Source organism: Lelliottia sp. WB101 (assembly GCF_003051885.1).
GTDB lineage: Bacteria > Pseudomonadota > Gammaproteobacteria > Enterobacterales > Enterobacteriaceae > Enterobacter > Enterobacter nimipressuralis.
In genome coordinates this window covers 3953978-3966829 of record NZ_CP028520.1, presented here as the reverse complement: position 1 = coordinate 3966829, position 12852 = coordinate 3953978, and the positions used below count along the sequence as shown (strand labels likewise).

Below are 12852 nucleotides of genomic sequence, written 5' to 3'. Positions count from 1 at the left end.
CGCTTTGCAGGTGAGTTATAAGAAATTAGACAACCGCATGTTACACGTGGGAAAAAATAAAGGCGACCAGTGGCCGCCTTTATTTACGTTTGTTACTGACTTGTAAAGATTATTTACTTAATTCAGCCAGCCCATCCAGGTAGCGTTCCGCATCCAGTGCAGCCATACAGCCGGTGCCTGCGGAGGTGATTGCCTGACGGTAAATATGGTCCATCACGTCGCCAGCGGCGAAGACGCCTGGGATGCTGGTCTGGGTCGCGTTGCCGTGAATACCAGACTGCACTTTGATGTAGCCGTTTTCAAGCTCCAGCTGACCGTCGAAGATAGCGGTGTTCGGGCTGTGGCCGATAGCCACAAACAGACCCGCCACTTCCAGCGACTCAATGTTGTCGCTGTTTTGCGTATCACGCAGACGCAGGCCGGCAACGCCCATCTGATCGCCAGTGACTTCTTCCAGCGTGCGGTGGGTGTGCAGCACGATGTTGCCGCTCTCCACTTTATCCATCAAGCGTTTGATGAGGATTTTTTCCGCGCGGAAGGTGTCACGACGGTGGATCAGATGCACTTCAGAGGCAATGTTTGCAAGATAAAGCGCTTCTTCAACCGCGGTGTTACCGCCGCCGATCACCGCCACTTTCTGGTTACGATAGAAGAAACCGTCGCAGGTGGCACAGGCAGAGACGCCACGGCCTTTGAACGCCTCTTCGGACGGCAGACCGAGATAACGCGCGGACGCACCGGTTGCGATAATCAGCGCATCGCAGGTGTACTCGCCGCTGTCGCCCGTCAGACGGAACGGACGGTTTTGCAGATCAACCTTGTTGATGTGATCGAACAGGATTTCGGTTTCGAATTTGATGGCATGTTCGTGCATACGTTCCATCAGCAGCGGCCCGGTCAGGTCGTTCGGATCGCCTGGCCAGTTTTCCACTTCAGTTGTGGTGGTCAACTGACCGCCTTTTTCCATGCCGGTGATTAATACCGGGTGCAGGTTAGCGCGTGCAGCATAGACCGCTGCGGTGTAGCCCGCAGGTCCAGAACCAAGGATTAGCAGCTTACTGTGTTTAGCCGTGCCCATGAGATCCCCATTGTTGTTGGCAGACATTTGCTCGGATTGTAGGGAATTTGTTGCCTTAAAAAAAGAGCACAGCAATTTTGTAAACGATTTGTGTAATAGCCGGGGACGATGAGGCGGCCTTTTTGGGCGTAATAACTTCACACTATCGGTGAAAAACGGTCGTTTATACGGCGTCAGAATGAGGATTAATACCCGGTCGCAATGAATAACTGGCATGTTGTACTAAAAAACGATGTTTTGCTTTGACAATCCCCTGCGCTTTTGCGAAAACATTGAAGGAAGAAAAAAAGCCGCGCTAACGTTGTGTCGCATAGACATGCACGGAAACGCCATTTTTACCGGGTCAGTGAAATCTACGCATGGTGTGGACAGATGCCATGCGTGATGTCGGTGACAGCCTTCTGGCAACGGTCTTCTCACCGTAGAACCCGAATCTGCATCGCGTACAAACTATAAAAGGCGATGTGATAAGCAACGGGTACAGGCTCTGAACAGTGATGTGCACAGGGTCCAGGCAGGAGTAGGGAAGGAATACAGAGAGACAATAATAATGGTAGATAGCAAGAAGCGCCCTGGCAAAGATCTCGACCGTATCGATCGTAACATTCTGAATGAATTGCAAAAGGATGGGCGTATTTCCAACGTCGAGCTTTCAAAACGTGTGGGACTTTCTCCGACGCCATGCCTTGAGCGTGTGCGCCGACTGGAAAGACAGGGTTTTATTCAGGGCTATACGGCTCTGTTGAACCCGCATTATCTGGATGCCTCACTTCTGGTATTTGTTGAGATTACTCTGAATCGTGGCGCGCCGGATGTGTTTGAGCAATTTAACACCGCTGTGCAAAAACTTGAAGAAATTCAAGAATGTCATCTGGTTTCTGGTGATTTCGACTACCTGTTGAAGACCCGTGTACCGGACATGTCAGCCTATCGTAAACTGCTGGGTGAAACCCTGCTGCGACTGCCTGGCGTGAATGACACCCGCACCTATGTGGTGATGGAAGAGGTCAAACAGAGCAATCGTCTGGTTATTAAGACGCGCTAATACGGAACAGGTGCAAAATCAGCGTAATTTGATTACACTCCTGTTAATCCATACAGCAACAGTGCCGGGTATCCCGGCGCTGTTGTCCGTTTTAGCAAACAGGCAGGAAATGCCTGGTACCTGGAGAGCCTTTTTTGAGCCAGGAATATACTGAAGACAAAGAAGTCACGTTAACGAAGTTAAGCAGCGGGCGCCGACTCCTTGAGGCGTTACTGATTCTTGTTGCCCTTTTTGCCGTCTGGTTGATGGCCGCCTTACTCAGTTTCAATCCTTCCGATCCCAGCTGGTCACAAACGGCATGGCATGAACCGATCCATAATTTGGGCGGGGTGCCTGGCGCATGGCTGGCGGACACGCTGTTCTTCGTGTTTGGCGTGATGGCCTATACCATTCCGATCATTATTGTCGGCGGGTGCTGGTTTGCCTGGCGTCATCGTCAGAACGAAGAGTACATCGACTATTTTGCCGTTTCGCTGCGGTTGATTGGCGCGCTGGCGCTCATCCTCACGTCCTGTGGGCTGGCCGCGATTAACGCCGATGATATCTGGTATTTCGCCTCCGGTGGCGTGATTGGCAGCCTGCTGAGCACGGCGCTCAAGCCTATGCTTCACAGCAGTGGTGGCACCATTACGCTGCTCTGTATTTGGGCTGCCGGGCTTACCCTCTTTACCGGCTGGTCGTGGGTGAGCATCGCCGAGAAACTTGGCGGCTTTATCCTCAATATTCTGACTTTCGCCAGTAATCGCACCCGTCGTGATGACACCTGGGTGGATGAAGAAGAATACGAAGATGACGACTATGAAGAAGAGACGTCATCCGCTAATCGTACTGAATCTCGCCGTACGCGCATTATGCGTGGTGCGCTGGCGCGTCGTAAACGCATCGCTGACAAATTCACCAATCCTGTGGCGCGTAAAACGGACGCTGCACTCTTCTCCGGCAAGCGCATGGATGATGATGAGCAGATCTCCTACAGCGCGGGCGGTGTTGCTGCCGATCCGGATGACGTGCTGTTCTCCGGCAATCGGGCGACGCCGGGTGATTTCGATGAATACGATCCGCTGTTAAACGGTCATTCCGTTACGGCACCTGTTGCCGCTGCGGCTGTTGCGACGACGGCTGCGCAAGCCTATGCCGCACCTGTCGAAGCTGTCATGCCTGCTGCGCCGGTGCAGACACCCGAGCCTGCAATGCAGCAGCCTGTAGTCGACTGGCAAACGGCGCCAGGCGTTCACACGCCAGAACCCACCATTGCCCCTGAGCCAGAAAGCTACGTGCCCGTTCAGCCGCAAGAGATGCAACCGCAAGAACAGTGGCAGCAGCCGTATCAGCCGGAGCCGATTTACGAACCAGAAACTTATCAGCAGTATGCTGAGCCTCAGGTTCAGACTTACCAGGAATACACGCCTGAGCCCGTCGTCGAGCCGCAGGTTGAAGTGGAAGAGGTCAAACCGGCCCGTCCACCGATGTACTATTTTGAAGAAGTGGAAGAGAAGCGTGCCCGTGAACGCGAGCAGCTTGCGGCCTGGTATCAGCCTGTGCCGGAGCCAGTGAGTGAGCCTGTTGTCACGCCTTCTGCGTCGCCTGCGTCCTTTGGTACACCCGATCTCGACCCGACCGCATCCGTGGCACCTGTTGCGGCTGGTATTAAGCAAGCGACTGCCTCTGCGGCAGCGACAGCTGCGGCCGCCGCGCCAGTGTTCAGTCTGGCAACGGGTGGCGCGCCGCGTCCTCAGGTTAAAGAGGGTATCGGTCCGCAGTTGCCACGTCCAAATCGTGTGCGCGTTCCGACCCGTCGCGAGCTGGCGTCCTACGGGATTAAACTGCCTTCCCAGCGTATGGCGGAGGAAAAAGCGCGCGATCCTGATGACATGGATGATGCCGACGAAATGCAGCAGGACGAACTGGCCCGCCAGTTTGCTGCTCAGCAACATCAGCGCTACGGCGAAGAGTATCAGCCGGGTGTTCAGAACGACGAAGATGATGCCGCCGAAGCGGAGCTGGCTCGTCAGTTTGCCGCCTCGCAGGAGCAGCGTTACTCTGGCGAACAGCCAGCCAATGCGAATCCTTTCTCTCTGTCAGATTTTGAATTCTCACCAATGAAAGATCTGGTGGATGACACGCCGAGTGAACCGCTGTTTACGCCGAGTGTTATGCCGGAAGCTGAACCGCCGCGCCAGCACTATGCGCCTGCTCAGCCTGCGCACGTTCCACAACCTGCCGCTCCACAGCAGTATGCGCAACCGCAGCAGCCCGTTGCTGCACCACCGCAATACGCGCAGCCGCAGCAGCCCGTTGCTGCACCACCGCAATACGCGCAGCCGCAGCAGCCCGTTGCTGTGCCACCGCAATACGCGCAACCGCAGCAGCCCGTTGCTGCACCACCGCAATATGCGCAACCGCAGCAACCTGTCGCACAGCCGCAGGAGAGCCTGATTCACCCGCTGCTGATGCGTAATGGTGACAGCCGTCCTGTGCAACGACCGACTACGCCGCTGCCGTCGCTGGATCTCTTAACCTCTCCGCCGACGGAAGTTGAGCCGGTGGATACCTTCGCGCTGGAGCAAATGGCGCGTCTGGTTGAAACACGTCTGGCCGATTTCCGTATCAAAGCGGATGTTGTGAACTACTCGCCAGGCCCGGTTATTACGCGCTTCGAGTTAAACCTGGCACCTGGTGTTAAAGCGGCACGTATTTCTAACCTGTCACGCGATCTGGCACGCTCCCTGTCAACCGTGGCTGTGCGTGTGGTTGAAGTCATTCCAGGCAAACCATACGTGGGCCTGGAACTGCCGAACAAGAAACGCCATACCGTTTATCTGCGCGAAGTGCTGGATAACGCCAAGTTCCGCGATAATCCGTCGCCACTCACCGTGGTGCTGGGCAAAGATATCGCGGGCGAGCCTGTGGTGGCCGATCTGGCGAAAATGCCGCATCTGCTGGTTGCAGGGACCACGGGTTCCGGTAAATCCGTGGGTGTAAACGCCATGATCCTGAGCATGCTGTACAAAGCGCAGCCGGAAGATGTGCGTTTCATAATGATCGACCCGAAAATGCTGGAACTGTCTGTCTATGAAGGCATTCCGCATCTGCTCACCGAAGTTGTGACCGATATGAAAGATGCCGCCAACGCACTGCGCTGGAGCGTCAATGAGATGGAACGCCGCTACAAGCTGATGTCGGCTCTGGGCGTGCGTAATCTTGCCGGTTATAACGATAAAATTGCTGAAGCTGCGCGCATGGGGCGTCCGATCCCGGACCCATACTGGAAGCCGGGCGACAGCATGGATGCCCAGCATCCGGTTCTGGAAAAACTGCCGTATATTGTGGTGCTGGTGGATGAATTCGCCGACCTGATGATGACCGTGGGCAAGAAAGTGGAAGAGCTGATAGCCCGACTGGCGCAGAAAGCCCGTGCGGCAGGTATTCACCTGGTGCTCGCGACGCAGCGTCCATCCGTTGATGTCATCACCGGTCTGATTAAAGCGAACATTCCAACGCGTATCGCCTTCACCGTTTCGAGCAAAATCGACTCCCGTACTATCCTCGATCAGGCCGGTGCAGAATCGCTGCTTGGCATGGGTGATATGCTCTTTTCCGGCCCTAACTCCACGACGCCAGTGCGTGTTCACGGTGCTTTCGTGCGCGACCAGGAAGTCCACGCCGTGGTCCAGGACTGGAAAGCGCGCGGTCGTCCTCAGTACATTGACGGCATCACCTCTGAAAGTGAAAGCGAGAGCGGCGGTGGCGGTTTTGATGGTGCGGAAGAGTTGGACCCGTTATTCGACCAGGCAGTTAACTTTGTGACTGAAAAACGTAAAGCCTCGATCTCGGGCGTACAGCGTCAGTTCCGCATTGGCTACAACCGTGCCGCACGCATCATCGAACAGATGGAAGCGCAGGGCATTGTGAGCGAGCAGGGGCACAACGGTAACCGCGAAGTGCTGGCACCACCGCCGTTCGAGTAATCTGTCGCCGATTGCAAAGATGGGTAAATCAGCAAAAATTAAGCATTTTCTTCTGTCGCCTGCCTGCGGGCAGGTCCAGAATAGAGGACAGAACCCCATTCGGGGATGACGAATTTAAGGATTAATAATGAAAAAAATCGCAATCGTCGGAGCACTACTGACCAGCTTTGTTGCCAGCAGCGTCTGGGCTGATGCCGCAAGCGACCTTAAAAGCCGCCTGGATAAAGTCAGCAGCTTCCATGCCAGCTTCACACAGAAAGTGACGGATGGTAGCGGTAATGCGGTGCAGGAAGGTCAGGGCGATCTCTGGGTGAAACGTCCTAATCTGTTCAACTGGCACATGACGCAACCGGATGAAAGTATTCTGGTTTCCGATGGCAAAACCCTGTGGTTCTACAATCCGTTTGTTGAGCAGGCGACGGCAACGTTGCTGAAAGACGCGACCAGCAATACACCGTTCATGCTCATCGCCCGTAATCAGACCAGCGACTGGCAGCAGTACAACATTAAACAGAATGGCGATGATTTTGTACTGACGCCGAAAGGCAATAACGGCAACCTCAAGCAGTTCACCATTAATGTGAGCAGCAACGGGACTATCAATCAATTCAGCGCCGTTGAGCAGGATGAGCAGCGCAGTAGCTACCAGCTCAAGTCTCAGCAAAATGGCGCTATTGACGCATCGAAATTCACCTTTACCCCGCCGCAGGGCGTAACGGTGGACGATCAACGCAATAAGTAAGAGGCGTGAGTGGGCAACCTGTCGCTCGATTTTTCTGACAATGCGTTTCAACCTCTGGCCGCGCGTATGCGGCCAGAAAATTTAGCGCAGTACATTGGCCAGCAGCACCTGCTGGCTTCCGGGAAACCGTTGCCGCGCGCTATCGAAGCCGGGCATCTGCACTCGATGATCCTCTGGGGGCCACCCGGTACGGGTAAAACTACCCTGGCCGAAGTGATTGCTCGCTATGCAGATGCGGACGTTGAGCGCCTTTCTGCCGTCACGTCAGGCGTGAAAGAGATCCGCGAAGCCATTGAGCGCGCCCGTCAAAACCGCAATGCCGGTCGTCGTACGATCCTGTTTGTCGATGAAGTCCATCGTTTCAATAAGAGCCAGCAGGATGCATTTCTGCCGCACATTGAAGATGGCACGATCTTTTTTATCGGTGCGACCACCGAAAACCCCTCCTTTGAACTCAACTCGGCGCTGCTGTCGCGTGCGCGCGTCTACCTGCTGAAATCGCTCACCACGGACGATATCGAGCAGGTACTGACTCAGGCGATGGAAGATAAATCGCGCGGCTACGGCGGTCAGGATATCGTTCTGCCGGATGATACCCGTCGTGCGATTGCCGAACTGGTCAATGGCGATGCGCGCCGGGCATTAAACACGCTGGAAATGATGGCCGATATGGCCGAGCTGGACGCATCCGGTAAGCGGGTGCTGAAGGCGGAGTTACTGACCGAAATTGCCGGAGAGCGCAGCGCGCGTTTCGACAACAAAGGCGATCGTTTTTACGATCTCATTTCGGCGTTACACAAATCCGTACGAGGCAGTGCGCCAGATGCTGCGCTCTACTGGTATGCACGCATTATTACCGCCGGTGGCGATCCGCTCTACGTCGCGCGCCGCTGTCTGGCGATTGCATCCGAAGATGTCGGTAATGCCGATCCGCGCGCCATGCAGGTGGCGATTTCTGCCTGGGACTGTTTTACCCGCGTAGGCCCGGCGGAAGGCGAGCGCGCCATCGCCCAGGCGATTGTCTATCTGGCCTGTGCGCCGAAAAGTAATGCTGTCTACACCGCGTTTAAAGCAGCGATGTCCGATGCTCGCGATCGCCCTGACTATGATGTGCCAGTGCATCTGCGTAATGCGCCGACCAAACTCATGAAAGAGATGGGTTACGGCCAGGAATATCGCTATGCCCACGATGAGCCGAACGCCTATGCCGCCGGGGAGGAATATTTCCCGCAGGAAATGGCACAAACGCGCTATTATCGCCCGACTAACAGAGGTCTTGAAGGCAAGATTGGCGAAAAGCTCGCCTGGCTTACCGGACAGGATCAAAATAGCCCTATAAAACGCTACCGTTAGCGCGATCGTTGCGGTAATGTTGGCAATGTATCCCTGTGACCGCAGGCTGTGGTCACTTTTCCTCTTTTAATTCGATAAGCACAGGATAAGCATGCTCGATCCCAATCTGCTGCGTAACGAGCCAGACGCAGTCGCTGAAAAACTGGCACGCCGGGGCTTTAAGCTGGATGTAGATAAGCTGCGCGCTCTTGAAGAGCGTCGTAAAGTTCTGCAGGTACAAACTGAAAATCTGCAGGCTGAGCGTAACTCTCGATCGAAATCCATCGGCCAGGCGAAAGCACGCGGGGAAGACATTGAGCCATTGCGTCTGGAAGTGAACAAACTGGGTGAAGAGCTGGATCAGGCGAAAGCTGAACTGGATGTTCTTCAGACCGAAATTCGTGATATCGCTCTGGCGATCCCGAACATTCCTGACGATAGCGTTCCTGTCGGCAAAGACGAAAATGACAACGTTGAAGTGAAACGCTGGGGTACCCCGCGTGAATTCGACTTCGATGTGCGCGATCATGTCACCCTCGGTGAAATGCACGCGGGTCTGGATTTTGCCGCTGCGGTGAAACTGACCGGTTCTCGCTTTGTGGTGATGAAAGGCCAGATCGCGCATCTGCACCGTGCGCTGGCGCAGTTCATGCTGGATCTGCATACCGAGCAGCATGGTTACAGTGAAACCTACGTTCCGTATCTGGTTAACCACGATACGCTGTACGGTACTGGCCAGTTGCCGAAATTTGCAGGCGATCTGTTCCACACTCGTCCGCTGGACGAAGAAGCAGACAGCAGCAACTATGCGTTGATCCCAACGGCTGAAGTGCCGCTGACCAACCTTGTTCGCGATGAAATCATCGACGAAGACGATCTGCCAATCAAACTGACTGCACACTCTCCGTGCTTCCGTTCTGAAGCGGGTTCCTACGGTCGTGATACCCGTGGTCTGATTCGTATGCACCAGTTCGACAAAGTCGAGATGGTTCAGATCGTTCGCCCGGAAGAGTCGATGGATGCGCTGGAAGAGATGACCGGCCATGCAGAGAAAGTGCTTGAACTGCTGGGTCTGCCGTACCGTCGTATGGCGCTGTGCTCGGGTGATATGGGCTTTGGTGCCTGTAAAACCTACGACCTGGAAGTTTGGGTCCCTGCGCAGAACACCTACCGCGAAATCTCCTCCTGCTCTAACGTCTGGGATTTCCAGGCACGTCGCATGCAGGCGCGTTGCCGCAGCAAATCTGACAAGAAAACCCGTCTGGTTCATACCCTGAACGGTTCTGGTCTGGCTGTGGGCCGTACGCTGGTTGCGGTGCTGGAAAACTACCAGCAGGCAGACGGCCGTATTGAGATCCCTGAAGTGCTGCGCCCGTACATGAAAGGCCAGCAGTACATCGGTTGATTTGCCCTAAAACAAAAAAGCGCCTGATGGCGCTTTTTTTATGCCTGCGTTTTGACTCCAGACAATAACTTATCCTCCTAAAGTAGTAATACTCATCTCACTCATTATTAGCATAAAAATCTAATAACGAATCAAATCTTTATATAAAAAACTATATAGCGGCGTGTGCCGCACCTTTATTTATTTGTGAGCAACCAAAGTGAGTTTCTATGAAAATCAAAGCGCCTGATGCTCTTCTGGCTGCCGAGGTGAGTCGTCGCGGGTTAGTCAAAACGACGGCGATTGGTGGCCTGGCCGTTGCCAGCAGCGCGTTCACTCTCCCTTTTTCACGGATGGCAACCGCGGCTGAAGCTATCGCGCCGCTGAGTGCCCCGGATAAAGTGGTCTGGAGCGCCTGTACCGTCAACTGTGGCAGCCGTTGCCCGCTGCGGATGCACGTTGTCGATGGCGAAATCAAATATGTCGAAACCGACAACACCGGGGATGATAACTACGAAGGGTTACATCAGGTTCGTGCCTGCCTGCGTGGTCGCTCGATGCGTCGTCGTGTTTACAATCCGGATCGCCTCAAATATCCCATGAAACGCGTGGGCAAACGCGGTGAAGGCAAGTTTGAGCGCATCAGCTGGGAAGAGGCTTTTGATACCATCGCCGGGAATATGCAGCGACTGATCAAAGAGCACGGCAACGAATCCATCTATCTGAACTACGGTACCGGCACGCTCGGTGGCACCCTGACTCGCTCCTGGCCACCGGGAAAAACGCTGATTGCCCGTCTGATGAACTGCTGCGGTGGTTATCTCAATCACTATGGTGATTACTCCTCTGCACAGATCGCCGAAGGGCTGAATTACACCTACGGCGGCTGGGCCGACGGCAACAGCCCGTCCGATATCGAAAACAGCAAACTGGTGGTTCTGTTCGGCAACAATCCGGGTGAAACGCGTATGAGCGGCGGTGGGGTGACCTATTACCTCGAGCAGGCGCGCGCCAAATCTAATGCTCGGATGATCATCGTCGATCCGCGCTATACGGATACCGGCGCCGGTCGTGAAGATGAATGGATCCCGATTCGCCCCGGTACCGATGCGGCGCTGGTGAATGCGCTGGCGTGGGTGATGATCACAGAGAATCTCGTCGATCAGCCATTCCTCGACAAATACTGTGTCGGGTATGACGAGAAAACCTTGCCGGCCAGCGCCCCGGCTAACGGTCATTACAAGGCGTATATCCTTGGAGAGGGCAGCGATGGCGTGGCGAAAACGCCGCAATGGGCATCCACCATCACAGGCATTCCCGTTGAGCGTATTGTGCAACTGGCGCGTGAAATTGGCTCGGCGAAACCAGCCTATATCAGCCAGGGATGGGGTCCGCAGCGTCATGCGAACGGTGAAATTGCCACTCGCGCGATTTCGATGCTCTCAATTTTAACGGGCAACGTCGGCATCCACGGCGGTAACTCCGGCGCGCGTGAAGGCTCTTATTCTTTGCCATTCGAACGCATGCCAACGCTGGAAAACCCGGTGCAGACCAGTATCTCCATGTTTATGTGGACCGATGCGATTGAACGCGGCCCGGAAATGACGGCCCTGCGTGACGGGGTGCGCGGCAAAGATAAACTGGATGTGCCGATCAAGATGATCTGGAACTATGCCGGTAACTGCATTATCAATCAGCATTCAGACATCAACCGCACGCATGACATCCTTCAGGATGACAAAAAATGCGAGATGATTGTGGTGATCGACTGCCATATGACCTCGTCAGCGAAATATGCCGATATCCTGCTGCCGGACTGCACCGCCTCTGAGCAGATGGACTTCGCGCTGGATGCCTCCTGCGGCAACATGTCGTACGTCATCTTTGCCGACCAGGCAATCAAACCGCGCTTTGAATGCAAAACCATCTACGAGATGACCACGGAACTGGCTAAACGTCTCGGCGTTGAGCAGCAGTTCACGGAAGGCCGCACTCAGGAAGGGTGGATGCGTCATCTGTATGAACTCTCCCGCAAGGCGATGCCTGAACTGCCTGATTTTGACACCTTCCGTAAGCAAGGGATGTTCAAGCAGCGCGATCCGCAAGGGCATCATGTGGCCTATAAAGCGTTCCGTGAAGATCCGCAGGCGAATCCACTGACTACGCCGTCTGGCAAAATCGAGATTTACTCTGAAGCACTGGCAAAAATTGCCGCCAGCTGGGAGCTGCCAGAAGGGGATGTCATCGATCCATTGCCGATCTATACCCCTGGTTTTGAGAACTATAACGATCCGCTCACCGCCAAATACCCACTGCAGCTCACCGGTTTCCACTATAAATCGCGCGTTCACTCTACCTATGGCAACGTCGATGTGCTGAAAGCGTCGTGCCGCCAGGAGATGTGGATGAACCCGATGGATGCGCAGAAACGTGGCATTGCCAATGGCGATCGCATTCGTATCTTTAACGATCGCGGTGAGGTGCATATCGAGGCGAAAGTGACGCCACGTATGATGCCAGGTGTGGTCGCGCTGGGGGAAGGGGCCTGGTACAACCCGGATGCCAATCGCATCGACCAGGCAGGCAGCATTAACGTGCTGACCTCGCAGCGCCCGTCGCCTCTGGCGAAAGGCAATCCGTCCCACACGAACCTCGTTCAGGTTGAAAAGGTATAAGGAGTAACCGATGACTACCCAGTATGGATTTTTCATTGATTCCAGTCGTTGCACCGGTTGCAAAACCTGCGAGCTGGCGTGTAAAGATTACAAAGACTTAACTCCTGATGTCAGCTTCCGCCGTATCTACGAATACGCAGGCGGCGACTGGCAGGAGGACAACGGCGTCTGGAATCAGAACGTGTTTGCCTACTATCTGTCGATCGCCTGTAACCACTGCGAAGATCCCGCGTGTACCAAAGTGTGCCCAAGCGGCGCGATGCACAAGCGTGACGACGGTTTTGTGGTGGTGGACGAAGATGTCTGCATCGGCTGCCGCTACTGCCATATGGCCTGCCCGTACGGCGCGCCGCAGTACAACGCTGCGAAAGGCCACATGACCAAATGCGACGGCTGCCACAGCCGCGTCGCAGACGGTAAAAAGCCAGTCTGCGTGGAGTCCTGCCCGCTGCGCGCGCTGGACTTTGGCCCGATTGAAGAGCTGCGTCAGAAACACGGTCAGCTTGCCGCTGTCGCGCCGCTGCCGTCTGCGCACTTCACGAAGCCAAGTATCGTTATTAAACCAAATGCCAATAGCCGTCCGACGGGTGATACCACCGGCTACCTGGCCAATCCGAAGGAGGTGTGA

At 54.9% G+C, this 12852-nt stretch carries 8 protein-coding genes; 7 read left to right on the top strand and 1 reads right to left on the bottom strand.

Going from position 1 to position 12852, the window contains the following annotated elements; translation table 11 throughout:
* Positions 1 to 109 precede the first annotated feature (109 nt).
* Positions 110 to 1078, bottom strand: coding sequence for a thioredoxin-disulfide reductase (gene trxB, locus DAI21_RS19280; RefSeq protein WP_181827557.1), 969 nt, complete (start codon positions 1076 to 1078; stop codon positions 110 to 112).
* A gap of 550 nt (positions 1079 to 1628) precedes the next feature.
* Between trxB and lrp the strand changes: the two genes are divergently transcribed.
* The 7 genes from lrp (at position 1629) to DAI21_RS19240 (ending at position 12852) form a co-directional block, all read left to right on the top strand.
* On the top strand, positions 1629 to 2123 hold the full coding sequence (lrp, locus tag DAI21_RS19270; RefSeq protein WP_000228473.1) for a leucine-responsive transcriptional regulator Lrp: 495 nt from the start codon (positions 1629 to 1631) through the stop codon (positions 2121 to 2123).
* 134 nt (positions 2124 to 2257) lie between these two features.
* A complete protein-coding gene (gene ftsK / locus DAI21_RS19265; RefSeq protein WP_107703943.1) occupies positions 2258 to 6091 on the top strand; it encodes a DNA translocase FtsK in 3834 nt (1277 codons plus the stop codon).
* 127 nt (positions 6092 to 6218) lie between these two features.
* A complete protein-coding gene (gene lolA, locus DAI21_RS19260; RefSeq protein WP_100777013.1) occupies positions 6219 to 6833 on the top strand; it encodes an outer membrane lipoprotein chaperone LolA in 615 nt (204 codons plus the stop codon).
* 9 nt (positions 6834 to 6842) lie between these two features.
* The gene (gene rarA / locus DAI21_RS19255; RefSeq protein ID WP_100777012.1) at positions 6843 to 8186 is read left to right on the top strand and encodes a replication-associated recombination protein RarA; all 1344 of its coding nucleotides are present in this window, start codon (positions 6843 to 6845) and stop codon (positions 8184 to 8186) included.
* Between the two features lie 91 nt (positions 8187 to 8277).
* Complete coding sequence (gene serS, locus DAI21_RS19250; protein WP_100777011.1) at positions 8278 to 9570, top strand: serine--tRNA ligase; 1293 nt, start codon at positions 8278 to 8280, stop codon at positions 9568 to 9570.
* A 209-nt stretch (positions 9571 to 9779) separates the two neighbouring features.
* Positions 9780 to 12224, top strand: a complete 2445-nt coding sequence (gene dmsA / locus DAI21_RS19245) for a dimethylsulfoxide reductase subunit A (RefSeq protein WP_107703942.1) — start codon at positions 9780 to 9782, stop codon at positions 12222 to 12224.
* Positions 12225 to 12234: 10 nt separating this feature from the next.
* Positions 12235 to 12852 carry a DMSO/selenate family reductase complex B subunit gene (locus tag DAI21_RS19240; protein ID WP_107703941.1) on the top strand — a complete coding sequence of 206 codons (618 nt, stop codon included), beginning with the start codon at positions 12235 to 12237 and terminating at the stop codon, positions 12850 to 12852.

Bases quoted from the DNA above. Each gene is read 5' to 3' on its own strand.
- DAI21_RS19240 (WP_107703941.1), top strand. From the start codon at position 12,235: ATGACTACCCAGTATGGATTTTTCATTGATTCCAGTCGTTGCACCGGT.
- lolA (WP_100777013.1), top strand. From the start codon at position 6,219: ATGAAAAAAATCGCAATCGTCGGAGCACTACTGACCAGCTTTGTTGCC.
- dmsA (WP_107703942.1), top strand. From the start codon at position 9,780: ATGAAAATCAAAGCGCCTGATGCTCTTCTGGCTGCCGAGGTGAGTCGT.
- serS (WP_100777011.1), top strand. From the start codon at position 8,278: ATGCTCGATCCCAATCTGCTGCGTAACGAGCCAGACGCAGTCGCTGAA.
- trxB (WP_181827557.1), bottom strand. From the start codon at position 1,078: ATGGGCACGGCTAAACACAGTAAGCTGCTAATCCTTGGTTCTGGACCT.
- lrp (WP_000228473.1), top strand. From the start codon at position 1,629: ATGGTAGATAGCAAGAAGCGCCCTGGCAAAGATCTCGACCGTATCGAT.